The organism is Mucilaginibacter mallensis (assembly GCF_900105165.1).
GTDB classification, from domain to species: Bacteria; Bacteroidota; Bacteroidia; order Sphingobacteriales; family Sphingobacteriaceae; genus Mucilaginibacter; species Mucilaginibacter mallensis.
In genome coordinates, this window is the sequence record NZ_LT629740.1 from 768,376 (window position 1) to 793,119 (window position 24,744).

Here is a 24,744-nt window from a genome sequence, read left to right on the forward strand (position 1 = left end):
TTTGATGATTATAAAATTTAAGATGATGAAGAATTACAAAATCATACTACTGATATTGGGAGCAGTTTCCCTGGTTACAGCCTGCAAAAAATATGGAACATTTCCTGTTGCGCAGATCACTATCGACCGCGTATTTGATCCCCGGGATTCACTGGGAACAAATGCATATGCGTTTCTGCAAAACGTATATGCTACTATGCTCAATGGGCATAATCGTGTAGGTGGTGATTATCTTGATGCAGCTACAGATGATGCTGTGTCATCAGCAGCTTCAAGCTCAAACCAGGTTACCCAGTTATCAACAGATGCCTATAACTCAGGTACATTTACTGATGGTGCCGGCGATAATGTATGGGCAAATTATTATAGCGGTATCAGGCAGGCAAACATATTCATAGCCAATATTGGCGTAGTACCTGTTGAGGCCACCCTCCCAAATCATCCTGAAATATCTATGAAATATGCATGGAAAAACGAAGCGCGTTTTCTAAGGGCTTATTTCTACTTCGAACTGGTTAAGCGTTATGGTGGCGTACCGCTGTTGGGCGATAAGGTTTATAACGTAACCGATAACTTAGCATTGCCGCGCAATACTTTTTCTGATTGTATAAATTATATAGTAAGCGAATGCAATGCCATAAAAGGGGATAGCATATTGCAGGCTCCATACGCATCTACATCTAATTACGGGCGGGTTACGAATGCTGCAGTGCTGGCTTTAAAGGCAAAAGCGTTGTTGTATGCCGCCAGCCCTTTATTTAACGGTACCACATTGGTTAAAGATGCCGGAACAGGCCAGGGTCCGCGAAACACAACTAATGCAGCACTTGTAGGTTACCCAAGCGCCGACCCTAACAGGTGGCAGCTGGCAGCAAATGCCGCCCAGGATGTGATAAATCTGGGTGTATTTAGTTTGGATGGAAACGGGTTTCAGGATATTTTCCTTACCCAAAATAACCCCGAACTTATTTTTATACGCCAGGGCGATAACGGAAATAATGTGGAAAACAATAATGCCCCTATAGGTTTCCCTAGTGCGGTAGCAAAAGGTGTAACAAGCCCAACTCAGGACCTGATTAATGCTTTCCCTATGATATCCGGCTTAAATATTAATGATCCTAACGGGCATTATAATCCTGATTCACCGTATGCACGCAGAGATCCGCGGCTTTTATTTACCGTGTTTGTAAACGGTCAGCGATGGTTAAATACAAATTTACAATTATATCAGGGTGGCCAGAGTATACCTAACAGTGGCGTACAGCAAACAGTAAGCGGTTACTATCTGCATAAATTTATGGGTCATTCCGAAGCGCTTAACGGCTTTGCCGCGCACAGCGAGGATTGGGTGATCTTTCGTTATGCTGAAATACTGCTCAATTATGCGGAGGCAGAAAACGAAGCCGTTGGCCCTAATGCGGCTGATTACCAGGTGCTGAAAACCATTCGGGGCAGGGCAGGGATTGCAGCGGGTACTGATGGTAATTATGGCATTCAAGCTTTAGGAAGCATAACACAGGATTCATTACGCAGCGCTATCCATAATGAAAGGCGCCTTGAATTTGCATTTGAAGAACAAAGATTTTTTGACCTGCGCCGATGGAAGGTAGCCGCAGCATATATGAACCAGGCGCGCATGGGATTACAGTTGATATCAAACAACCAGTTAACCTATAATTATGTGCCAATACTGCCTGCCGTGTTTAAAGTAAACAGTTTTACACCAAAGCAATATTTACAACCTATACCATATGGCGAAGTTGTTAAGAATCCGCAGATGCAGCAAAACCCAGGATGGTAATAATTAATAAATATTTCAATTTAAATCATTAATTAAACGGTTATGAGAAAAATAATACTTTTCTTTCTAGTTATAATTACCATGCTTCCGGCTGCTTTGTATGCGCAGAGTATTACGGTTACAGGTACCATAAAAGATATTGAGGGGGTGTTGCCGGGTGCCACAGTTTATGAAAAAGGAATGCCCTCAAACCTGATCATAACAGGGTCAGCAGGTAAATTTAAATTAACCTTAAAAGGTACATCAAATACACTTGTTGTAACGTTTATTGGTTATTCCACACAGGAATTTCATGTCGGCATAAAAAAGAACGACCTCGATATCATATTACAGCCAAATGCCGAAGGCTTGGACGAGGTAGCTGTAGTTGGCTTTACCAAAAGTAAACGTGTTACATCTACAGGAGCTGTGAGCTCTATACAGGCGGCCGAGATACGTACAGTACCAACAGCAAATGTTCAAAATGCGCTTGCTGGTAGATTGCCGGGTTTCTTCTCACAGCAAACTTCCGGTCAGCCGGGAAAAGATGCATCTGATTTTTTCATCAGGGGTGTAAGTTCATTAAATGCCTCCAATCAGCCGTTGATTTTGGTTGATGATATTGAATACACCTACGATCAGTTACAGCAGATAAACGTAAACGAAATTGAAAGCATTAGTATATTAAAAGATGCATCATCAACCGCTATATATGGTATAAAAGGTGCCAACGGTGTATTGATTGTAACTACTCGGCGTGGTAAAAAAGGCGCGCCTCAATTCAATTTGCGTATTGAAGGTGGTTTGCAAAGTCCAACCAAAGTGCCTAAATTCTTAAATTCCTATCAGTCGGCAACCCTGGTTGATGAGGCAGAAACAAATGATGGCGTAGCTCCAGGAGCCTTAACCTTTCAACCTTCGGATTTAGCGGCATTTAAAAATAATACCGATCCCTATGGTCACCCCAATACCGACTGGTATGATGATATCTTCAGGAAATATACCTACCAGGCCAATACTAACCTTGATATATCGGGGGGTAATGACCGCGTAAAATATTTTATATCGGGCGGCGCGTTTACGCAAAATGGTAATACCAAAAACTTTAACGATCCGCAGGACCAGGTAAATACCAACTACTATTTCACCCGTTATGATTTCAGATCAAACCTCGATCTAAAAGCCAATAAAACACTGGACCTGCGATTAGATGTAACCACCCGTTTTGGCGACCTTAATGCTCCGGGCCTTAATTCTCCCATAAGTACCATTTATGATTTCAGAACAGAGAGTCCGTTTTCAGCTCCGTTTATCAATCCTAACGGGAGCTATGCTTACAATAACTCCGTTTTTAATATATCCAAAGAGCCTACACTTAATGCCCAACTAGCAAATGGTGGGTACCAGCATAACCGCAGAACAGATTTTAACGTGTTAATTGGCGGTGTGCAAAATTTAAGTTCAATAACAGACGGCCTTACCTTAACGGCCAGGGTAGCATTTGCCAGTAGTGAAGATTATGGGATAAATACAACTTACCTTGCAGGAAACCCCAATACCACTTTTCCAACTTATTATTATAACTCAGCCACAAAAACTTATACAAAAAATCCTGCTGCACCTTATGTAGCCCAGGTATTCGATATTTTTGGGGGAACTGATATTTATACCAATAATACCAATATTCAGCTCTTTTCAAATTACGACCGCACATTTGGCGATAACCATTTCACTGGTTTGTTCTTGATTAATCAGCAGGAAATAAATGACCAGGCCACAGCGCCACAGAATTACAGAGGGCTATCCCTGAAGGTTGGTTATGATTATAAACAGAAATATTTAATTGAAGTAAACAGCGCTTACAATGGTACCGACAGGTTTGCTGCCGGGCACCAGTTCGGGTTTTTCCCGGCATTTGGTGCAGGGTATGTGCTCTCAAGAGAGAAGTTTTTTAAAGACGCGCTACCGACCTTCAGTTTATTTAAATTAAGGTTCTCTTATGGTGTGGTCGGTTCTGATGGCGCGCCGGGTAATCAATACATCTATCAGCAAACCTATAACCAGGGCGGCCTTTATGGCTTTGGCGAAACTGCGCCGCAAACACCTATTACAGGTATTTATGAAGGAACGCTGGGCAACCCTGACGTTGTTTGGGAAAGAGACAAAAAAGCCGATCTGGGTGTTGATATGAACCTGCTGCATGATAAGCTTTCCGTAACCTTTGATGTATTCCATGATATCCGTTACGATGAGTTTGTTATTCCGGGTGCTATTCCTGAGGTGCTTGGCGTGGGCGTTCCTTATATAAACGCGGGCAGGGTATCCAACCATGGTTATGATGGGCAGATAAGTTATCATGATAATATAGGCAAAGTGCAATATAATGCCAGTTTGGTGGTTTCTTATGCCAAAAATAAAATACTTTATGAGGCCGAAACACAACCGGCCTATCCAAACCTGGCCCGTACAGGTAACCCTATTAACCAGCCATTCGGGTATCATTTCCTGAACTATTATACACAGGCACAAATTAACCAGGCAACGGCTTATATCAATGCACATGGTAGTAACGCGCCGGTAATTCAAAATGGTAAGGTTATAGCTTCTGATCCGATTGGCGTTCCTGCATATGCTGATAGCCCGAATGGTATAACTATCCTGCATGCAGGTGATTTACGTTATGCTGATTTAAATGGCGACGGTGTAATAGATGCAAACGACCAAAAAGCGATAGGCTATCCAAATCTTCCTAATACATCTGCAGGCTTAACGCTTGGGGCTGCTTATAAAGGCTTCAGCATAAGTGTGCTGTTCCAGGGTTCATGGAATTATAGCGTAATTATTACCGGCAATGGTATCGAACCGTTTGAAAGCCAGTTTCAACCCATTGACCTGAAAGCCTGGACCCCAGCAACTGCCGCTACGGCGCAATTTCCGCGCCTGAGCACCAATTTTGCAGGTACAGTCGATAGTCCGTCGGGCTACCCGTCTGATTATTGGTACATAAACGCCTGGTATCTGCGTGTAAAAACAATTGATATCGGTTACCAATTGCCTACCAAGCTGTTGCCTTTTCATGTTAGCAATGCACGTATCTACTTTAGCGCGTACAACTTGTTTACATGGGATAATTTCAGCAATAAATATCAGCAGGATCCTGAAGTTGCCTCAAACACAGCTGGCGACCAATATATTAATGCACGTGTAGTTAACATGGGGATTCAGTTAGGATTTTAATATTACTTGTATATAAGCCGTACATTTATTATACGGCTTATATACAAGCTTTTTTTGTTTAATGAGATGCTTTCCAACAATATCCGATCTTTTTGAATATCTGTTTCATATTCACATAGCCATACCAATTCAAACGTTTGGTTTTTTTGTGGCGATGGCATTTATACTGGCGTATCAGGCATTCAGGTCGGAATTAAAAAGAAAGGAACGCGAAGGCGATATCCATGCTTTTAAACGGGAAGTGGTCGTCAACCAATCATCATTACTAATTGAATTATGCCTGAATGGCCTTCTTGGGTTTTTATTGGGTTTCAAAATACTCGGCGCATTACTCAATTACGAAGCTTTTAAGGTTGATCCTGCCAAATATATATTCTCTCTACAAGGCAGTATTATAGCAGGCCTGCTTTGCGCACTGGCTTATATATACTGGATCTATAAGGACAGGAAAAAAGTCTCATCACAAAACAATACCGTAACTGCTGAGACAGTACACCCTTACCAGCTAATGGGTAAGATCGTTTTTTATGCAGGCTTTTGGGGGTTTATAGGCGCCAAGTTATTTGACATGATCGACTACCTGTATCAGCATGGTTTTACCTCCCTCCACGACCTGGTATTTTCAAGCGGGGTAACTTATTATGGTGGATTTTTATTTGGGATGCTGGCTTATTTTTATGTGGGCCTGCGTAACAATATGAAGTTGCCTTTTATAGCCGATATGGGTGCGCCGGGTATAATGCTTGCTTACGCGATAGGGCGGATAGGTTGCCAGCTCTCGGGCGATGGTGATTGGGGAATTGTAAATACACATATTAAACCCAACTGGCTAAGGTGGTTGCCTGATTGGATGTGGGCATTCAATTTTCCGCATAATATCATCAACCAGGATACCCGTATACCCGATTGTTATGGCAGCTATTGTTACCAGTTAAGCAGGGGTGTTTACCCAACCTCGTTTTATGAAACAGTAATTTGTATGCTGTTATTTATTTTTCTGTGGATGATACGCAAGCGCCTGACAGTGCCCGCGACAATGTCCTACATCTACTTAATACTCAGCGGCACTGAAAGGTACTTTATTGAGAATATCCGCATCAATCCAAGATATCATTTAGGGAGCATTAGTTTATCACAGGCGCAAATTATAAGTATCGGTATGGTATTGGTTGGGATTGGCGGCATAGTGTATTTATATCTGATAAAACCCAAACGGTATACCCTTACCTAAGATTATTTAACAACGATTATGAAATTTAGTAGCATATCCAAAAGCAGGCTGTTTACCTTAGGCTTATTGTTTATAGGCAGCAATTTATTCGCCCAAAAGCCCGACCTGGTACAATATGCCAATACCTTGCAGGGTACAAATTCAAAGTATGAAATATCATGGGGAAACGTAAACCCCGTAACCTCATTGCCATTTGCTATGAACGGCTGGACCGCGCAGACCAACAAAGACGGCGAAGGTTTTAAATACCAGTACTTTGTTCATTCTATCCGTGGCTTTCAGCAAACACACCAATGCAGCCCCTGGGTAAATGATTATGCGGTATTTTCACTAATGCCGGTAACAGGCAAACTGGTAGTAAATGAAGATGCCCGTGCCGCCACATTCGACCATAAAAATGAGATAGGCAAGCCCAACTATTACAAGGTAAAGCTGGATAACAATATTACCACCGAAATATCCCCAACATCGCGCGGAGCACACCTAAGGTTCACTTTCCCGAAAGCAGGTTCATACATTGTGTTGGATGGTTACACCAAAATGAGTATGGTGAAGATCTTCCCCTCAGAACGTAAAATAACCGGATATGTAGATAATGTACGCTGGGCGCCAAAAGGATTTAAGAATTACTTTGTGATTGTATTTGATAAGCCTTTTGAGGATTATGGTACATGGGAAAACAAACACGACAGTATCTTCAACAAAAAAGCAAGTGATGAAGGGCAGGGAGTGGGAGCATACATTAAATTTAAAGACGGAGCGGTTGTGCAGGCTAAAGTAGCATCATCATACATCAGCCCCGAGCAAGCCGAGGTTACTTTACAAGCCGAATTGGGTAACCAAAAGTCATTCGACGATACCAAAAACGCGGCCTTTAAAGTATGGAACAATCTGTTTAACCGCGTATTGATTGAAGGTGGTACCGAAGAGGAACGTTCTACATTTTACTCATGCCTGTACAGGGCCAACCTGTTTTCGCATGAGTTTTTTGAGTATGATAAAACGGGCAGATCTCATTATTACAGTCCCTATGATGGGCAGCTGCACGATGGTTATATGTATACCGATAATGGTTTCTGGGATACCTTCCGTGCGCAATTTCCGCTGAATTGCATACTGCACCCAAAAATGCAGGGACAATATGTGGAGGCTTTGTTGGATGCTCAGCAGCAATGCGGCTGGCTGCCGGCATGGTCATTCCCATCCGAAACCGGAGGAATGCTCGGTAACCATGCCATCTCCTTATTAACAGATGCCTGGGTAAAAGGCATCCGCACATTTGATCCCCAACGGGCTTTGGAAGCATATTTTCATGAGGCCAGCAACAAAGGACCATGGGGAGGCGCAAATGGCCGCCCATACTGGAAACAGTACTGGCAGATCGGCTATATCCCCTTCCCGCAATCGCAGGGCTCGGTTGGGCAAACGCTGGAGTCTGCTTATGATGATTTCTGCGGATATCAGCTCGCTAAACTAACCGGCAATTCATTCTACGAAGGCATATTTGCCAAACAGATGTATAACTATAAAAACCTTTGGGATCCATCAACCCGTTTCATGCGTGGCAGGGGCGAGGATGGTAAGTTCGCGCCTGATTTCGACCCATTGGATTGGGGCGGCCCGTATACCGAAGGCAATGCCTGGCACTGGGTATGGTCGGTTTTTCATGATGAACAGGGGTTGATCAATTTGTTCGGCGGCGATAAGAATTTTACCGCAAAACTCGATTCAGTATTCAGCGAACCCAATACCATTAAGGTAGGGGCATACGGCCAGGTGATCCACGAAATGACGGAGATGAAACTTGGCAATATGGGCCAGTACGCGCAGGGTAACGAACCTGTCCACCACATGATCTATCTGTACGATTATGCGGGCCAGCCATGGAAAGCACAGCAGCATATACGTGAGGTAATGGACAAGCTCTATAACTCCACCGAAAACGGTTACCCCGGCGATGAGGATGAAGGCCAGATGTCGTCATGGTATGTATTGAGCGCTATGGGCGTCTACAGCGTTTGCCCGGGTACGGATCAGTATGTAATTGGCAGCCCTGAGTTTAACAAGATCACCATTACTATGGAGGATGGCAAAAAGTTCATTATCGAGGCAAATAATAATAGCAAGCAAAATATGTATATCCAGTCGGGCACATTAAATGGCACACCTTTCACCCACAACTGGATAAAATACAGCGATATAGTAAATGGCGGTACTTTACATTTTGAAATGGGAGCCCAGCCTAATCTGCAAAGAGGGTTAAGTAAGGAGGATAAGCCGTTTTCATTAACGGCTGCGGAGTAATTATTAGGCCTCCTAACCCACTTGTCATTTGGGAAGGGTGTCACACTGATGCACTCGAAGTGTGAGGGCAAAGGCCTTTACGCACATGCTTCGAGTGCCTCAGCATGACCTAACACACTTACGTGCGGCGTGGTAGATAAGTCGACAGGCGCTTATCGTACAAAAACCATTAATTAATTTACAATGTGTGAAAATGTAAATAAGATTTAATTAATTTACAGCGCCAATTATAAATTGATTAAACTACGGAATGGATCAAAAACCGGCTTTTACGGAACCTAAGTACAGGGTGATCTTATTCTTTGTTACCGCTCTTTTTATGCTTTGGGGAATTGCCATTACCCTGGGCGATGTTTTAAACAGGCATTTTCAAAATGTATTACATATTTCAAAATCCCACTCGGGGCTGGTGCAATTATCAATATTCGGGGCTTACGCTGTAATGGGCATACCTGCCGGTTTGTTCATGAAAAGATTTGGCTATAAAAAGGGGATATTGTTAGGTTTGTTCCTGTATGCTTTCGGCGCTTTCCTGTTTGTTCCTGCTGCTGATGCTGTTTCATTTGATTTTTTCAGGATAGCGTTGTTTATTTTAGCCTGCGGTTTGGCAACGCTCGAGACCGTAGCGCACCCTTTTGTAGCAGCCCTGGGCGATCAGCGCACCAGTGATCAGCGTATAAACTTTTCACAAGCTTTTAATGGTTTGGGAGGAGTAATAGGGCCAACTTTAGGCGGCTATTTTATTTTAAAGGGGCAGCAAATTCATTCCAATGATCTTATTGCAGTTAAATACCTGTATGTTATAATCGGTTCGGTGATAGTGTTGATCGGTGTCCTTTTTTTGTTTTTAAAAGTGCCACACTTAACTCATGCGCATAATGAGGTAATCGATTATGAAAATGCTGAAGGAAACAAAAAGATTGAAAAGAAACTTATTCATCAGAAACATTATGTTTTTGCAGTTGTGGCCCAATTTTTTAATGTTGCCGCCCAGGGTGGTACATGGGCTTACTTTATAAACTATGGGCACGAAATGGTGCACCTTAGTGATGAAAGGGCGGCGTACTTCTTTTCACTGAGCATGATAATGCTTATGATCGGGCGGTTTACAGGCACCTTTTTAATGCGATATATAGCGCCATACAGGCTACTTAGCATATTTGCAGCGGCAAACATTGTCATGTGTTTAATAGTTGCCCAGGGCGCAGGATGGCTGTCATTTATAGCTTTGCTGTTCATTAATTTCTTTTTCAGCATAATGTTTCCTACCATATTTAGTCTGGGCCTAAAAAATCTGGGAGGAAAAACACAGCAGGGTTCTTCATTTATTGTTATGGGTGTTATCGGCGGCGGCTTATTTCCTCCTTTAATGGGCCTTATTGCTAACCATGATATTGCGGCGGCTTATTATTTACCTATTATATGTTATATAGTTATATTTTTATTTGGTTATTGCTATCCGCGTTTAGCTAAACCGAATTAATACCTATATAAGTTTTAACTATATTTGATAAGAAAAATATTTTCAGTGAAAAAGAAACTTTCAATAAACGACATTGCTAAAAGCCTAAACGTATCTAAAACTACCATATCTTTTATCCTTAATGGTAAAGCCCAGGAAATGCGTATTGGAGAAGAACTGGTTGACCGCGTACTGAAATATGTAAACGAAGTTGGGTTCAAGCCAAATTCTATCGCCCAAAGCCTGCGCACGGGTAAATCAAATACCATCGGGCTAATGGTTGAGGATATCTCGAACCCGTTTTTTGCAAAAATAGCCAGGCTTATTGAGGATAGGGCTTATCAAAATGGCTACAAAATAATTTATTGCAGTACTAATAATGATACCAAAAAAACCAAGGACCTGATCACCATGTTTCGTGAACGGCATGTTGACGGGTACATTATTGCACCACCCGAAGGTATTGAAGAGGATATTGAATCGCTATTAAAAGATAACCTGCCTGTTGTATTTTTCGACAGGCATTTGCCAAAAGTAATTACCGACTATGTTGAAATTAACAACAGGTTCAGCACATATAATGCAACCAGCCATTTAATAGGTGAAGGCAAAAAGAATATCGCGTTCATTACATTTACTTCGCCGCAAACTCAAATGCAGGACAGGCTTAAGGGCTATAAGAACGCGATGAAAGAAAGCGGACTTGAACCTTTGGTAAAAGAAATTGTATTTAACCAGAACGAGGACCTTATAATTAAACCGATAACCGATTTCCTAACCAAACATCCGGATCTGGATGCCGTACTTTTTGGAACGGACCATATTGGTTCATGCGGCCTGAAAGTGATAAAAGAAATGGGTATACAAATTCCATCACAACTGGCTATTATATCGTTTGATGATTATGATGTATTCAAACTTCATTCGCCACCTGTAACAGCCATTGCTCAACCCATTGAAAAAATTGCAGAAAGTGTGATTAATGTATTGCTGAATAAATTAAATACACCATTGCTAAATCAGCAGCCCCAATTTATAACGCTTAGCACAAGCTTAAATATCAGAGGGTCTTCAAAGAGTTGATCGTTAGTTCTTTATGTAGTACCTCTATTGATCTGCCGAGGACCTATAATTCAATTCTTCCGTAGATTAGCCGGAATATAAATAGCCGCAATCCAATAGTAAGGAAGCATTCTTATATTAAACTAAATTAATTTTGAAAACAGGGTCAGGGTAAAGCAGGAGATAGGTGTCTTTATGTTCGCCCGATTATATTAATCAGTTTTACGGGGGATAAAATATAATATATAAGCTTGATGACTTTAAATCCAAAACGACTATCTCAACTCCTATTATTGTTTTTATTAATTTTTAGCATTAAGCTATCGGCCCAAGGCTATTTGATGAAAGAAGTAGCCATAAAGGAAATAAAACAGCAGCCCATAGCAAGCATATTAAATAAAATCTCCAGCAAACAAGATTTTTATTTTGCCTATAACAATAGAATTATCCCCGCTGACAGCTTAGTGTCAGTTTCGGGTTTCCGTGGAACAATTTTTAGTCTTTTAGAACAATTACTGGGAGAAAATTACGAGTTTAAAGAAGTCCCGGGATATATTGTATTAACATTTGCACCAGACAAATTAACGCTTACCGCTGAAATAAGTAAAGACCAGGGAACACCAACTTTGGTGAGAGGATATGTACGCGATATTGCCGATAGTAAGGCAATAACACATGCCAGCGTTTATGAAAAGGATCTGCTGGTATCAACACTCACTAACGATAAAGGGTATTTTGAGCTTAAATTAAGGAACTATAACGGATCAGTAAAGCTTACAGCAAGTAAAGAAAACTATCGCGATACCTCCCTGTTCGTGCTGGCTGATGTTGTTGTGAATGATAAGCAGATCAACAAAAGTTATAATTATTATCCCGACAATGGGTCGAATAAGGGGATTGAGCACAGCCGTTTTGCCAGATTTTTTATCAGTTCGAAACAATTAGTACAGGATTTAAACCTCGGTAATTTTTTTGCCGCCAGTCCATACCAAATTTCACTTACGCCGGGCTTAAGTACACACGGTATGTATAGCAGTCAGGTAATTGATCATTTTTCGCTGAACTTGTTAGGGGGATATACCGCGGGGATAGATGGGGTTGAGTTAGCCGGGGTATTTAATATTAATCGTAAAAGCATGCGCTTTTTGCAGGTGGCCGGCATATTTAATGTTGTGGGCGACAGTACCAGGGGTATACAAATGGCTGGTATCTATAATAATGTGCTGAACAATGCCCGGGGGATACAAATTGGGGGAGGAGTGAATCAATCGCGCAACTTTAGCAGTGGTATACAAATGGCTGGTTTCGCAAACTTTGATAAAACAGCCAAAGGGCTGCAGGTGGCCGGTGTTATGAATAAATATAATACCGGTAAAGGAGCTACTGTTGCCGGCCTGACCAATATGGCCCGTGATAGCAGCGGTACACAGATAGCCGGATTCCTGAATATGGGCGGGGATGTAGGAGGGCTGCAAGTGGCCGGCTTTATGAATGTAGCAAAAAAGGTTAAAGGACCGCAGATCGGTTTTATAAATATTGCCGATAGTAGTGATTACCCGATCGGCATCATTAATTTTATTAAAAATGGTGGTAAAAGCATTGCACTAAGTTCTGATGAAAACCTGTATGCGCATATCGACTTTCGCTCAGGGGGCAAGGTATTATATAGCTTACTGGGAATAGGTTATAGATTTGGCTCAGATAAGGATAAATATTTACTTGATGTTGGTCTTGGGGCGCATATCGTCAATAATAAGAGGTTCTTTTTAGATGCAGAATACGTCAACTCTTCATCGTTAAATACAAATCCTAAAAAGGACGTGTATCACACAAATTCATTGAAGGTTTTACCAGGATATAAAATAAGTAAACATCTTGGATTGTTTGCCGGCCCGTCTATAAATTTAACTTCACTGCAAGCAGGCGATGCGGATAAAGTTCATGGATGGGTTATTGAAAATTCTATAAATAATAATCACATAAATACTACCTCTATTGGCATAACAAGTGGTTTACAGTTCATGTGGTAGTATTATATCCCCTGCTTTCTTTATTTAATGATCATTGTTTTGCCGGCCTCATCAACCTGCATCCCGGGTGTTGTATCCTTTATTAAAGCTAATATGTTAGTTAAGGAATCCTGCAGCCTGATGGTAACAGTTATTGGCGTATTGCGTAAAGTATTGTTCTCAATTTTAATATCAGCGTTATAAGCTTCGTTCAATACATCAACCAAGTGCCAAAGAGGGGTTTTGTTAGCTATAAAGGTATTACTTACATAATAGTTGTATAGCAGGTCGTCGCTTCTTTCTATTTTAAATGCCTTGTCGCCAGGCTTTATGCTAACCATCTGCCGGGCGTGTAACTGCACCGCGTTATTATTATTACTTACACTTACTATGCCGCTTTCAACTATAATTTCGGTATTATGCAGTTTGCTTTTTACATTAAATGCCGTACCTACATCAGCTATATTAATGCCATTTACATGCACGGTAAAAGGTACAGCTGCGTTATGCTTAATGTTGAAGAATGCCTCTCCTGTAAGCTTCACAACTCTTCGTGTTTTAAAATTACTATTATAAGCGATGCTTGAATTTTTATTCACATGCACTATTGATCCGTCGGGCAGGGTATCCGTCAATACCTTATCTGTCGCCTGTAGGTTCACCCAGTCCTGTGTTGTACCTTTTTGCCCGTTGTATAAATAAATAGCCCCCCATCCGCAGCCAATCAACAGCAATACAGCCGCCGCAATGCGCAACCAATTTGTACCGGTTTTAATGGGTATTACTTTTGATGGTTGGCTATTTGCTAATTCCCTGTTTCGTTTGAAATTTTCCCATGCCTCAGTTTCTTCTAATGGGCTCACCTGTGCCAGGCGGCTACTGGCTTCAAGTATGATATTTATTTCTTCTAATTTTTGAGCATTTGCACTGCTGCTGGCTGTCCAGGCTTCCACTTCCCGGGCCTCAATTTCAGTGGTTTCCCCAAGTATATACTTGATCAATATATCTTCACTCATATCCTCTTTCATGATCTGAACATATTAAATATCATTAGTGCAATTAGTGGTAAAAATTCTTTCATTTCCTTTCTCAATATCCGCAATGCCTTACCCATATGTGTTTCTACTGTTTTTATGGAGATTTCAAGCTGATTGGCTATCTCGTGATATTTGAGATGTTCAAAACGGCTTAAGTGAAAAATGGCACGGCATTTTTCAGGGAGTTTATCCAGGGCCTTATCCAGGTGCTGTTCCATTTCGCTCAATTTTATTTTTCCGTCAGTATTATCAACACGGTTTTCCATTACATGTACAGTATGTGTTTGGTATTTTAAGTGAATCTTCTGTCGCCTCATGTAATTGAGGCAATCATGATAAACCGATTTGTATAAGTATGATTTTATGGAGATCTGTATATGCACCCACTCATTCTTTTCCCAAAGTTTAAGAAATATGGCCTGCACAACTTCTTCTGCCGCATCCCAATCTTTCAATAATGAAAAACCATAGGCATGCAGTTCCCTGAAGTGTTTTTTAAACAGATGTTCAAAAGCGACCTCGGTTTTATTTGTTAAACCGGCCGTTATTTCCGTACTATCCATTAGTAACTATTATGATCGGCAAATTAACCTTATTTAAATAAACCGAACAGTTAAAAAATGTAACCGCCCGGTTTATTTGCTTATTGAAATTTAAAACCAACACCCACACTAAAGATATTTGCTTTTTGGCCAAGCCCTTCATTAAATTTACTTAAACCCAGGCTGTAACGTGCATCCAGTGTCAGGTTCCCGATGTCAACACCGGCATTTAGAACTGCTCCGGCAGTAAGGTCTTTATACTTAAAGCCAGCTGGGGCAACCGGATCTTTTAAATTATAATAAAAATCAGGGCCCGCTGATACCCGGAAGATCAGTGCCGAAGTGTTCACTATCTTATATCCCGCCATTAAGGGCACATTTAATTGTTTGAATTTAGCATCGTATGAAGTAGCGTTAAAGCTGTATTTATCGCTAAAAGTAACATAGTTAATTTCCGGCTGAAAGTAAAAGTCCTTACCTATCCGGGCGAATACTCCTGCATTAAACCCAACTTTACCCGATTTATCGGTAACTGCATCCAGGCCGGTTTTTAAGGTTGAAAAGTTAGCACCCGCTTTTATTCCAAAATCAATCTCTGTAGTAGATTGCGCTTTTACCGAGCTGATGCCCAGTATAATTAAGATAGCCGTAGCAAGTAATTTAAATGATTTCATTTTTTTTGGTTTTTGTTAAATTGTATATGATGTTTATTAAGGATGCGCGTTTTTTCGCGTTTTGTAAATGCTTTAAATGATCTGCTTAAAAGTGAAACTGAATTCCTGCTGTATAGCCAAAATATAAGCCATACAAATCGCTGCCATTGTTTCGTGTCCAGCTGGTTACATATTTCTTCACTAAATTTCTCCCCTCCACATTATCAGTTTCAACATAATTGAAGGATGGTCCGCCAAATATTTCGATTGAACGGGTAATTTTAAAAGCCGGCATCAGGTATGACGACGATTTGAAATATTCATCACCTTTAAAACTTTCCAGTCCGCTGGTAATAAGTTCTGTTTTTAGGCTGAAAGCTTTTTCCCTTAATATGTTAACACCAAGGCCTGCCTCATAAGCATATTTTTCCTTTGTATTTTTAAGATTGCCGCCAATTCCTATAATGCCATAAAAGAGCTTGCCGCCTGAACGGAAACTTAGCATCGTAGTTTCATTCTCGTCAATGGATACCCCGATGCTCTTATCGTTATTTTTTGCGATGTTGATAATGCCTATCTGTGTACCTGCACTATCGGCAATGTTTATAAAGCTAACCTGGGTGCCTTTCAGTTTTTTAGCAACGTTCATAAAACCTGCCAATTGCAGCCCTGACACATCCCCGCCTGTATTCAGGAATCCGGCTACCTGTGTGCCGGTATTATTACGAGCGATATTGGCGAAACCCGCTACTGCTGTTCCTTTTCCCTGCGTATAAGTATTTATAAAGCCCGCGACCATAACGCCATTTGCGTTTTTACCAATGTGGTTCGAGAAACCAGCTATCTGCACCCCCGTTGCATCCCCGTGGATAACGTTTGATAAACCCGCAAGTGAAAAACCACGCTCCCCGGCAGAAACGCCGGCTAACAGGTTTAATGAAAAGTTATTGGTATCCCTGGGGGCGCTGGTGTAGTTGCTGCTCAAAGGATAGATCAATCCAATGTTGTTGCGGTGGTCATTATCATTTTTTTGTGCATAAATACTATTTGCAGTAAATAGCATGAGCATCAGCGCCGCTGCTTTTATAATCGCTGATGTAATGTTGTAGTTGTACGATTCGAGTTCCATGTCTGTTTTTTGTTTATTTACAGCAATGACACACAATGGATATCTTACCCTGACTCGTCTTTAAAAAATAATTATAACAGTAGATTTACCCGGAATATCATTTGTGAGAAAATGAATGGTTCCCGGGTGCTTTGGTGGAATGTTAATTTGATGGGATATGGAAGACCTTTTTCGGTTAAACGAAAGGTAATCTTTTACCAGTTATACTTCCGGCCTTGTATGCATAAGTGTTGGGAAGATTAAAAAAGGGTGTCATGCTGAGGCACTCGAAGCATGCGGGCAAAGGCCTTTACGCTTACCCTTCGAGTGCCAGGGTGACCCCGCACTCAATATTTGTAATAAAATAAATCTTCCGAACACTTATGGTCTTGTATGCTGAAATTGTTGGCATTGAAAAAAGATATTGCTTTACCATTTTCAGCAACCCGTATCTTTTAACTTTATTAAACCCGTTTATAAATGAGTGGATTTTGCGCTTCATTATTTAACTCGTCACCTATCTTCAGCGTTTCTAAATAGCTTTGGGGTAAAATATTGGGTATCCCGTTATAAACATTTCCGTCGGGCATGTAGGCACAGGTCATGGCAGGATGATTGCCAAACTGCTTAAATCATTTATATTCAGTAAGTTATATCAAAATCAAGCAGGATGGGGCACCGAATAGGGCACATTTAATATGCTTTTATTTGGTTGCTTTTGTGGTCTGCTTATTCGTATAAGTAATAGTCAATGAACTTGTTATACAAATATAATGAATGTTTTGTAATTTAAAAGTGCTTTTTGTAACGATTAGCCAAGGGTATCTAACCAATTTACAAATACCGTTTTATGTCGTTCTATCTCATGGTTTACGAGCGATTATACGACAGGAATTTCTTCATTATAATCCTTTTAATGTCTTGAATCTTTTTAAAAAATGCCTATCGGTATAAAATCGAGAATGTATATCCTCAATTTACTTTTTCGCTAACCACGCATAATAGTAACCAACAATCTCATTTAATATCCGACAAAGTGTATTTATTTGCATCTTTTTTGCAAAAAATTATTAATTGTCGGATAAATGATTAATTTTGTACTTGTAAAGAAAGAAATCATGTTATTATCATTTGCAACAACCAATTTCAGATCAGTTCGTGACCGCGTGGAATTAAGTATGTTGAAAACAGGATTAAAAGGACTACCCTCGAACTATTTTAAAGGAAATAATAAAAATCTATTATTAAGATCCGCGGTGATCTATGGGCCTAATGCATCAGGTAAAAGTGGGTTTTTAAGAGCAATAAAAGCGCTTGAATATTTGGTTAAAAAGTCAACCAGTTTTGGACCCGATGAGAGTATTGCTCCTTTTGAACCCCACCGGCTGGAGAAATCGTGCAGCGGAATGCCGGTAACCTTTGAGATTAGTTTTATAGCTCAAAAGTTGCGATATGAGTATATCGTTGCTATCAAATCCAAAACTATTGAGTTAGAAGAACTTTATTATTATCCTACAAACACTAAGACATTGCTTTATTCGCGTGTTGCAGGAAGGGAAATAAAATTTGGCGACTATTACAAAGGAGCAAAGAAAACTGTTGAAAAAATGCTCCTGCCTAATCAGCTATTTTTATCAAAGGCTGCGGAAAATAATGTAGACGCACTATTAGATGTGTACCGGTTTTTCACCCAAGGATTAACCGTTTACCCGATGATGGAAGATTACCATGAAAATAACATGGCCAGGTTGTATGCTAAACGATTAGCAGAGGATAAGGAATCGAAATTTTCAAAACGTTTTAATGCTTTAATTTGCGCGCTCGATACAGGGATATGCGCCGTTGCCGCTGAGGAAGTAGATTGGAATGATTTCAAGTTCCCAGGCAATCTTCCGGATGATCTGAAAAAACAAGTCCAGGAAGATTATAAATATGATATTAAAACCCAGCACCCGGTTTTTGACGGTGGAAAAGCCGCAGGTTTTGCTTCTTTCGATGTAAGCGAAGAATCAGCGGGTACTAAAAGCTTATTTGTAATTGGGGGAATTATTTTGGATGCGCTGGATAACGGGCGGGTGTTAGTGGTAGATGAATTTGAAAAAAACCTACACCCAAGTATCACACAGTTTTTAATACAACTGTTCCATAATCCGGTGGTAAACCCAAACAATGCACAACTGGTTTTTGCAACACACGACATTACGCAACTATCAAATGATCACTTTAGACGTGATCAGGTTTGGTTCACCGAAAAAAACGAATACGGTTCAACCTCGTTATACCGCTGCTCAGACATTCAGGGTATTCGCTTGGGTACGCCATTAGATAAATGGTATGCCAGCGGAAGGTTCGGCGCGACGCCGATCATTAATGATGTAGATTTTTTAATTGAAATGCAGGGGAATGGCGAGATTGAGGGTTAATAAAAGGATCTTGATATTATGTGAAGGAGCAACGGAGTATATTTATGCCAAATCACTTCAAATGGAACTGCCCCGCGATTTGCAGCGGTCGGTTTCTATTGAAATATTTTATCAAACCCAAAATGATCCTAAAAGCCTGGTTCAGGAGGCACATCGAAGAGAACGGAATGCTTTTAAAGAGCGTAATGCTTACGATACAATCTGGCTTTTTTTCGACAATGATAACTGGTCACAATTAGGTGAAGCTTTTGTGCTCATCAATAAACACGGCTATCGTATCGCCTACACTTCAATTTGTATCGAACATTGGTTCATTTTACATTTTGAGAATACTGGGCGGTCTTTTACTAATGGAGATGAAGCTCTCCGGTATTTGAACAGGTTATGGCCACAATATCATAAAACTAAAGTAAATGCCTTTGCTGCATTAAAAGACCGACTGGAAACGGCGATAGAACGGGCAAATATTATTAATCAAAACCAAGAAGCAGGTATTGCGCTCCATGTGGAGATTATGATGAATGAGACCACACCATTTCGGCGCAAGCTGACCCACTGTTTCGGGGCAAACTGACCATGGTATTTCGGGGCAAACTGACCCACCAAAACTCGTAGCAAATGCTGTAGAAGCAACCATCTTTTGAGGGCAAAAGACCCGTTCTAAGATGGCCAATTTGACAATCAGCATGAGTAAGATTAGAAAGATTTTAAGGATGAACAGCCAGGGTCGCAGCACGCGATTTATAGCTGCCCAGATTGATTCATCCCGGAATACCGTAAGAAAGTACCTGGCCGTCCTTAAGAAGAGCGGCTTTACCTTTGAAGAAGTTAATAGCCTGAATGATAAGGAACTGGAAGATATTTTCGGCAAGACCAGGGAAAACAACCAGCCAAGCAGCCGTATGCAATCCATGCTGCGCTGCTTTCCGCACGTCGATAAAGAGCTCAAAAAGACCGGTATGAACCGGCAACTCCTGTGGGAAGCCTATATCAAAGAGTTTCCTGACGGCTATAAGTACACCCAGTTTTGCACGTATTACAACCAATGGAAGACCAGGGTCAACCCGACCATGCACATGGATCACAAGGCCGGAGACAAGCTATACGTTGATTTTGCGGGTGAAAAGATGAGCTATACGGACAAGGAAACCGGTGAAGTCATTGAAGTAGAAGTCTTTGTAGCAATCCTTGGGGCCAGTCAGCTCACCTATGTAGAGGCTGTTATGAGCCAGCAAAAGGAAGACTTTATCGCAGCCTGCGAGAATACCCTGCACTTTATCGGCGGCGTTCCTGCCGCCATTGTACCGGATAACCTGAAGGCGGCTGTAACCAAAAGCAGCCGCTATGAACCAACCCTTAACGAAACATTTGAAGACTTCGCCGACCATTATGGGACTACCATTCTACCAGCGCGGGCGTACCGCCCGCGTGACAAGGCATTAGTAGAAGGTGCCGTTAAGATCATTTATACCAAGGTATACGCCCCTTTAAACAAGCATGTCTACCATTCTTTAACAGAACTCAATACAGCGATCTGGCAGGCCCTGGAAGTCCATAACAGCCAGTTGCTTAAGGGTCGCAATTATAGCAGGATACTACAGTTTGAAGAGATCGAGCGTGGGGCCCTGGCACCGCTACCTGTCCTGCGTTACCAGTTCAAAAAACACTTTTATGCCAGGGTGATCAAGAATGGCCATGTCAATCTCGGCCCTGATAAACACTATTACAGTGTGCCTTATCGCTTCATCGGCAAGCGGGTTAAGCTATTATACTCCCGCACTATTGTAGAGATCTACTCCAATTATGAGCGTATCGCTTTGCACCCGCGCGAAAAGAACCCCTATGGTTATACTACTGACAAAGAACACATGGCCAGCGCTCACCGCTTTAAAAGTGACTGGACACCAGATATGTTCCTCAATTGGGCGGCCTCCATTCATGAGGATGTCAGGCTATATATCCTTCAGATACTGGAGCGTAAACAACACCCCGAACAGGCTTACAAATCCTGCCTGGGGGTACTTGGCTTTGCAAAAAAAGCAGGGAATGACCGGTTAATAATGGCCTGTCAGCGAGGGCTCAGTTATGGCCTTTATAGCTATAAAACGATACAAACCATATTGGAAAACAAGATGGACAACTATGAGGAAAGCATATTTGCCGATGAGCTACCCATGCCTGATCATGGTAATATCCGGGGAAAAGACTATTACAAATAACCATTTAAAACAACAATAACATGAACACAAGCACCTTAGACAAACTGCGGAAGATGAAGTTCTTCGGCATGTTCCATGCCTTTAAAAGCAGTATGGAAACCGGTAAAACAAACGATTACACGGCAGATGAACTACTGGCCCACCTGGTAGATGCAGAATGGGACGACCGGCAGAACAGGCGTATCGAACGCACGATCCTATATGCCCGGTTCCGCTATAAAGCTTCAATTGAAGATGTTCATTATCATGCCGACCGAAGTATCGACCGCAACCAGATCATGCGCCTGGCAGATTGTACGTTTGTTGACCGCTTCGAGAACCTGCTGATCACCGGCAGTACCGGTATCGGTAAAAGCTATATTGCTTCTGCTGTGGGCTACCAGGCCTGTGTATTGGGCTACCGGGTATTGTACACCAGTACACCCAAACTGTTCGCTAAACTGAAGATGGCCAAGGCGGACGGCTCCTACATGAAAGAGCTGGCTAAGATCGAAAGACAGCAATTGCTCATACTCGACGACTTTGGTATCCAGCCTTTTGATGCACAAAGCAGGGCTGCGCTAATGGAGATCATTGAGGACAGGCACGGTAAGACCTCGCTGATCATCACTTCGCAGTTGCCAGTGAGCAAATGGTTTGAAGTGATCGGTGAAAAAACGGTTGCTGATGCGATCCTTGACCGGATCGTTCATGATGCACACCGCATCGAGTTAAAGGGAGAATCTATGAGAAGAAAACGTAATGTTGAACCAGAAAACAGCCATTAATGAAATTACCTTTTAAATAACTATTTTTGTACATGCTTTTATAGCATTTGCTGCAACCCAAAAGTCAGCTAACCCCTGGGTCAATTTGGCCCGAAACAGGGTGGTCAACATCTCCATAATATACAACTTCATCATCAATGCGGCCCGAAAGATCCGGCACCACAATTAAATTCAGGCTTTCCGGCGGCTTGGGTAACCATTGAAGGCAGTCTCCGGTTTCTTTAGCGGAAAGATTGAATGAACTCAATTTACCGCGTACCGCTGTCAAATAGTCTTCATCACCGGCGAGGTCCGGTTTATGTTTTTCCCAGGATACGTGGACGTCCTCAATGCTCCCTGCATTTTGTAAATCTTCCAGGGCCTGACCTTCAACCGACGGTTTGACCAGGATGTAGATAAATAGTAAGAAGAAAGTAAGAAAGCCTGCGAGCATGTACAATACTCTGTAGCTGTGTTTTTTGATTTTAACGGATTTGTCCATATGTTAATGTTCCTTACTTAAGCTTTCCAATTTTTTTTCCAGCCATTCCTTTTGCTTGTCCTTGGCTTCGAGCGTACGTTTGTTGGCGTCGGCAGGGTACATCAAATTGGTATAGGCATACCATCCCATCATAAATTCGCCTATATAACTTTTTAGTAGCGACGGGTTAACCGGGATTACGCCATTTTCATAGCCGATGATATCTTTTTCCTTTTCGGATAATTCGTTTTCGATGATGGCCAGCTGCCCTTTCAATTCATTGATCCTGGTCTGGTGTTCTAAAAGTACCTGCCGCTGATCGGCGATCTTGCGGTCCATATTGTCCAGCCGGATCTCCAGCGCTTTGTCGGGCTGCATTTCATGGTTCTTGTGCAGCACATAATGGAGCAGGGCGCCCCAAATGATATACACGACAAACCCGAGGGCCAGTACCAGGTAAAAGTTGATATCGGAAAAGACCATGTGAAAGTCCCACTGGTCTTTGGCCAGGCCGGCATTGAAAGCATTGTCGTGAACGCCCTGCGCGATTTTATAACCGATGATGCCATCGGCAATAAAGGTGAAAACAAGCAGCGCTGCGATAAAAAGGTATTTTCGTTTGGACAAGGCATCGTGTATCAGGAACCCCATGCCAAGAAATATGACCGGAAAAAGCACAATCAGCGCAATAACACCGCCGCCTTTGGTTTTTGCATCTGCGAAAACATTGGAGTTGATAAATCCCAGGCTGCCCTGCTTAACGCCGTAAAAAGCGGAATAGCCCGAGGAAGAATAAAAAACGAATAAATAACAGGTCAATAGTAAGGTGATGAATATGCCGATCACAAAAGGCAAATAGTCAATCGCCGGCGCTTCGGTATCTTTCAAATTGACCTTTTCGATTTCAAGTTGTTCGATCTTGTTATCGACAGCCTCCTTCTGCTGCCCGACAGTAATCAGCGTGGAACTAAGTCCTTCCTTCTGGTTTTTTTTCTGCAGCAATTCTTCACGGAGCATTTTGATGCGTTGTTTCAGGCCTTCTCCGTCCAGCCTTTGCTCGCTGAGGAAACGCTCATAAATGTTGTCCAGTGAGCTGTCCAGGTTGCCGGCGTTGGCATTCATGTTCTTGGCGGCAAGTCTGCCGTAGTGCTGATAGGTAACTTTCCAGCCCTGGCTGCTCGGATTGTCAGTACTGAGGTCTGGTAGTGGTTCGGGTTGTTGGTCCATGTTGAAATATTATGATAAGGTTTAGGTGTTACCGGCCGCTCCAGTCGAAACTGACGGCAAGCTGTGCGCAGAAAATCCGGTCGATGCCGCCATCGTGCTTATTAATTACGGCAGTTACCTGATCAAATACGCTTTCCGTATTTACGGCGGCATATTTTAATAAAGTCGTATTTGGCAATTGTTGGGTGACCGGATTGCTTGTACCACGGCTCACGCCGGCAATGGTGTTTTTATATCCCAGGGATTCAAGCTCTTTTTTGATCTCCGTGTGATTTTTTTTAATGTCGTAGGTGATAATAACGTCCATGATATTTATTTGATTAAATAATAATTGGTTTATCTTATTTTCCGGGAATAACGTTTATTGACGTGGCGCTTTATAAAACTGCAAAGGCCGCTGCCTGATATAGCAAGGGACTTCATCGATTCGATATTTCCGGCACCGGCGCTTGCATAAGTATATTCGTATACCGCGCAGGTGGTAAACTGCACGAGAATGGATGTAGCCCCCATTTGATAAGCCGCTACACCTGAATTACCGTTTCTGTTTGCGTATCTTTCCATGACCTTTCCATATTATCGCTGTAGCCAGTCGTAGTCGATCAAATGCGCGAGGTTATCCGTTAGTTTATTGTCAGGATTGGATCGTAAGTAGCTGCTGTTAACAACGGTTACCTTTTCACCATTTTCCCAAAAGGCTGCAGAGTAGTCCCAGACCCAGGTGACCGCGCTATTGCCAGGCTGACTAAGAATCCGGACCGCATCGGCTTTTGAAGTTTTTATACCTCTTGAAATTGACTTTTCACTGATTTCATGAAATGCATAATGCGTGATCGCATTATTATCATTGGCATCTTTCCATATGCCGGATATTTTATAATTTGCCATCTTGTGCGTATTAATTGTAATTAATACCTCAAAATTAGATCAGGAGGAGGGGTTTTCTTTACGGGAAACCGTAAAGTGAAGGATAATCGGAATAAAGTTATTTTTCCCAGTGACAAAGGGTTTTTCCTCTTCTTTTGGCTTCCCCGAGCGTCAGCTTAACGATCCGATGGCTGCAATTACGCAGCCCCTTGCAATTAGGGTTGAGATGGTATTTTTTTCCGTTGGAGCTCTCGCAGACGTAAACGATCGTGTTATCAGTAGGGGTAATAGCGGTTTTGCAGTCGCTAAGGAGCAGGAACAGCAGCAGAAAGGTTTTCATTTTATAACTGTGAAGT

Annotated in this window: 22 protein-coding genes; 11 read left to right on the forward strand and 11 right to left on the reverse strand. The window is 41.9% G+C overall.

The window, feature by feature from the left end; all coding sequences use genetic code 11:
- The first annotated feature begins 4 nt into the window (after positions 1-4).
- The 7 genes from BLU33_RS03085 to BLU33_RS03115 all read left to right on the forward strand — a co-directional run bounded on the left by BLU33_RS03085 (position 5) and on the right by BLU33_RS03115 (position 13,106).
- Positions 5-1,801, forward strand: coding sequence for a RagB/SusD family nutrient uptake outer membrane protein (locus tag BLU33_RS03085; RefSeq protein WP_232009381.1), 1,797 nt, complete (start codon positions 5-7; stop codon positions 1,799-1,801).
- 42 nt (positions 1,802-1,843) lie between these two features.
- Entirely contained in the window at positions 1,844-5,017 is a 3,174-nt protein-coding gene (locus tag BLU33_RS03090; RefSeq protein WP_091369115.1) for a SusC/RagA family TonB-linked outer membrane protein, read from the forward strand.
- A 61-nt stretch (positions 5,018-5,078) separates the two neighbouring features.
- Complete coding sequence (locus BLU33_RS03095) at positions 5,079-6,248, forward strand: prolipoprotein diacylglyceryl transferase (RefSeq protein WP_091369118.1); 1,170 nt, start codon at positions 5,079-5,081, stop codon at positions 6,246-6,248.
- A gap of 18 nt (positions 6,249-6,266) precedes the next feature.
- Entirely contained in the window at positions 6,267-8,552 is a 2,286-nt protein-coding gene (locus tag BLU33_RS03100; RefSeq protein WP_091369121.1) for a GH92 family glycosyl hydrolase, read from the forward strand.
- A 250-nt stretch (positions 8,553-8,802) separates the two neighbouring features.
- On the forward strand, positions 8,803-10,035 hold the full coding sequence (gene fucP, locus BLU33_RS03105; RefSeq protein ID WP_091369124.1) for an L-fucose:H+ symporter permease: 1,233 nt from the start codon (positions 8,803-8,805) through the stop codon (positions 10,033-10,035).
- A 45-nt stretch (positions 10,036-10,080) separates the two neighbouring features.
- On the forward strand, positions 10,081-11,097 hold the full coding sequence (locus BLU33_RS03110) for a LacI family DNA-binding transcriptional regulator (RefSeq protein ID WP_091369127.1): 1,017 nt from the start codon (positions 10,081-10,083) through the stop codon (positions 11,095-11,097).
- Positions 11,098-11,330: 233 nt separating this feature from the next.
- Positions 11,331-13,106, forward strand: a complete 1,776-nt coding sequence (locus BLU33_RS03115) for a peptidase associated/transthyretin-like domain-containing protein (protein WP_172829205.1) — start codon at positions 11,331-11,333, stop codon at positions 13,104-13,106.
- 20 nt (positions 13,107-13,126) lie between these two features.
- On the opposite strand, the gene BLU33_RS03120 is transcribed toward BLU33_RS03115, so the two are convergent.
- From BLU33_RS03120 to BLU33_RS24995, 5 genes are all read right to left on the reverse strand, one after another.
- The gene (locus BLU33_RS03120) at positions 13,127-14,113 is read right to left on the reverse strand and encodes a FecR domain-containing protein (RefSeq protein ID WP_091369132.1); all 987 of its coding nucleotides are present in this window, start codon (positions 14,111-14,113) and stop codon (positions 13,127-13,129) included.
- Entirely contained in the window at positions 14,110-14,685 is a 576-nt protein-coding gene (locus BLU33_RS03125; RefSeq protein WP_091369135.1) for an RNA polymerase sigma-70 factor, read from the reverse strand. The genes BLU33_RS03120 and BLU33_RS03125 overlap by 4 nt, the downstream gene beginning before the upstream one ends.
- Positions 14,686-14,765: 80 nt before the next feature.
- Positions 14,766-15,338, reverse strand: a complete 573-nt coding sequence (locus BLU33_RS03130; protein ID WP_091369138.1) for a porin family protein — start codon at positions 15,336-15,338, stop codon at positions 14,766-14,768.
- A gap of 85 nt (positions 15,339-15,423) precedes the next feature.
- Entirely contained in the window at positions 15,424-16,446 is a 1,023-nt protein-coding gene (locus BLU33_RS03135) for a hypothetical protein (protein WP_091369141.1), read from the reverse strand.
- A gap of 443 nt (positions 16,447-16,889) precedes the next feature.
- Positions 16,890-17,030 carry a hypothetical protein gene (locus tag BLU33_RS24995; protein WP_232009382.1) on the reverse strand — a complete coding sequence of 47 codons (141 nt, stop codon included), beginning with the start codon at positions 17,028-17,030 and terminating at the stop codon, positions 16,890-16,892.
- Positions 17,031-17,543: 513 nt separating this feature from the next.
- Between BLU33_RS24995 and BLU33_RS03140 the strand changes: the two genes are divergently transcribed.
- From BLU33_RS03140 to istB, 4 genes are all read left to right on the forward strand, one after another.
- Entirely contained in the window at positions 17,544-18,848 is a 1,305-nt protein-coding gene (locus BLU33_RS03140) for an AAA family ATPase (protein WP_157682032.1), read from the forward strand.
- Positions 18,849-18,909: 61 nt separating this feature from the next.
- Positions 18,910-19,422, forward strand: coding sequence for an RloB family protein (locus tag BLU33_RS03145; RefSeq protein ID WP_232009383.1), 513 nt, complete (start codon positions 18,910-18,912; stop codon positions 19,420-19,422).
- Positions 19,423-19,534: 112 nt separating this feature from the next.
- Positions 19,535-21,067: an IS21 family transposase gene (gene istA, locus BLU33_RS03150; protein ID WP_232009318.1), complete on the forward strand. Its 1,533-nt coding sequence runs from the start codon at positions 19,535-19,537 to the stop codon at positions 21,065-21,067.
- Between the two features lie 20 nt (positions 21,068-21,087).
- The gene (gene istB / locus BLU33_RS03155; RefSeq protein ID WP_091369152.1) at positions 21,088-21,834 is read left to right on the forward strand and encodes an IS21-like element helper ATPase IstB; all 747 of its coding nucleotides are present in this window, start codon (positions 21,088-21,090) and stop codon (positions 21,832-21,834) included.
- Between the two features lie 64 nt (positions 21,835-21,898).
- On the opposite strand, the gene BLU33_RS03160 is transcribed toward istB, so the two are convergent.
- The 6 genes from BLU33_RS03160 to BLU33_RS03185 form a co-directional block, all read right to left on the reverse strand.
- Entirely contained in the window at positions 21,899-22,315 is a 417-nt protein-coding gene (locus BLU33_RS03160) for a hypothetical protein (RefSeq protein WP_091369155.1), read from the reverse strand.
- A 3-nt stretch (positions 22,316-22,318) separates the two neighbouring features.
- Positions 22,319-23,521: a hypothetical protein gene (locus tag BLU33_RS03165; RefSeq protein WP_091369158.1), complete on the reverse strand. Its 1,203-nt coding sequence runs from the start codon at positions 23,519-23,521 to the stop codon at positions 22,319-22,321.
- A 28-nt stretch (positions 23,522-23,549) separates the two neighbouring features.
- Positions 23,550-23,828: a hypothetical protein gene (locus tag BLU33_RS03170; RefSeq protein ID WP_091369161.1), complete on the reverse strand. Its 279-nt coding sequence runs from the start codon at positions 23,826-23,828 to the stop codon at positions 23,550-23,552.
- A gap of 29 nt (positions 23,829-23,857) precedes the next feature.
- Entirely contained in the window at positions 23,858-24,085 is a 228-nt protein-coding gene (locus tag BLU33_RS03175; protein WP_091369164.1) for a hypothetical protein, read from the reverse strand.
- A gap of 12 nt (positions 24,086-24,097) precedes the next feature.
- Positions 24,098-24,409, reverse strand: coding sequence for a DUF3892 domain-containing protein (locus tag BLU33_RS03180; RefSeq protein ID WP_091369167.1), 312 nt, complete (start codon positions 24,407-24,409; stop codon positions 24,098-24,100).
- A 97-nt stretch (positions 24,410-24,506) separates the two neighbouring features.
- On the reverse strand, positions 24,507-24,728 hold the full coding sequence (locus tag BLU33_RS03185) for a hypothetical protein (protein ID WP_091369169.1): 222 nt from the start codon (positions 24,726-24,728) through the stop codon (positions 24,507-24,509).
- Positions 24,729-24,744: the final 16 nt, after the last annotated feature.

Bases quoted from the DNA above. Each gene is read 5' to 3' on its own strand.
- BLU33_RS03135 (WP_091369141.1), bottom strand. From the start codon at position 16,446: ATGGAACTCGAATCGTACAACTACAACATTACATCAGCGATTATAAAA.
- BLU33_RS03085 (WP_232009381.1), top strand. From the start codon at position 5: ATGATTATAAAATTTAAGATGATGAAGAATTACAAAATCATACTACTG.
- BLU33_RS03125 (WP_091369135.1), bottom strand. From the start codon at position 14,685: ATGGATAGTACGGAAATAACGGCCGGTTTAACAAATAAAACCGAGGTC.
- BLU33_RS03160 (WP_091369155.1), bottom strand. From the start codon at position 22,315: ATGGACAAATCCGTTAAAATCAAAAAACACAGCTACAGAGTATTGTAC.
- BLU33_RS03100 (WP_091369121.1), top strand. From the start codon at position 6,267: ATGAAATTTAGTAGCATATCCAAAAGCAGGCTGTTTACCTTAGGCTTA.
- BLU33_RS03130 (WP_091369138.1), bottom strand. From the start codon at position 15,338: ATGAAATCATTTAAATTACTTGCTACGGCTATCTTAATTATACTGGGC.
- BLU33_RS03170 (WP_091369161.1), bottom strand. From the start codon at position 23,828: ATGGACGTTATTATCACCTACGACATTAAAAAAAATCACACGGAGATC.
- BLU33_RS03180 (WP_091369167.1), bottom strand. From the start codon at position 24,409: ATGGCAAATTATAAAATATCCGGCATATGGAAAGATGCCAATGATAAT.
- BLU33_RS03165 (WP_091369158.1), bottom strand. From the start codon at position 23,521: ATGGACCAACAACCCGAACCACTACCAGACCTCAGTACTGACAATCCG.
- BLU33_RS03095 (WP_091369118.1), top strand. From the start codon at position 5,079: ATGAGATGCTTTCCAACAATATCCGATCTTTTTGAATATCTGTTTCAT.
- istA (WP_232009318.1), top strand. From the start codon at position 19,535: ATGAGTAAGATTAGAAAGATTTTAAGGATGAACAGCCAGGGTCGCAGC.
- BLU33_RS03185 (WP_091369169.1), bottom strand. From the start codon at position 24,728: ATGAAAACCTTTCTGCTGCTGTTCCTGCTCCTTAGCGACTGCAAAACC.
- fucP (WP_091369124.1), top strand. From the start codon at position 8,803: ATGGATCAAAAACCGGCTTTTACGGAACCTAAGTACAGGGTGATCTTA.
- BLU33_RS03175 (WP_091369164.1), bottom strand. From the start codon at position 24,085: ATGGAAAGATACGCAAACAGAAACGGTAATTCAGGTGTAGCGGCTTAT.
- BLU33_RS03140 (WP_157682032.1), top strand. From the start codon at position 17,544: ATGTTATTATCATTTGCAACAACCAATTTCAGATCAGTTCGTGACCGC.
- BLU33_RS03090 (WP_091369115.1), top strand. From the start codon at position 1,844: ATGAGAAAAATAATACTTTTCTTTCTAGTTATAATTACCATGCTTCCG.
- istB (WP_091369152.1), top strand. From the start codon at position 21,088: ATGAACACAAGCACCTTAGACAAACTGCGGAAGATGAAGTTCTTCGGC.
- BLU33_RS03120 (WP_091369132.1), bottom strand. From the start codon at position 14,113: ATGAAAGAGGATATGAGTGAAGATATATTGATCAAGTATATACTTGGG.
- BLU33_RS24995 (WP_232009382.1), bottom strand. From the start codon at position 17,030: ATGACCTGTGCCTACATGCCCGACGGAAATGTTTATAACGGGATACCC.
- BLU33_RS03145 (WP_232009383.1), top strand. From the start codon at position 18,910: ATGGAACTGCCCCGCGATTTGCAGCGGTCGGTTTCTATTGAAATATTT.
- BLU33_RS03115 (WP_172829205.1), top strand. From the start codon at position 11,331: ATGACTTTAAATCCAAAACGACTATCTCAACTCCTATTATTGTTTTTA.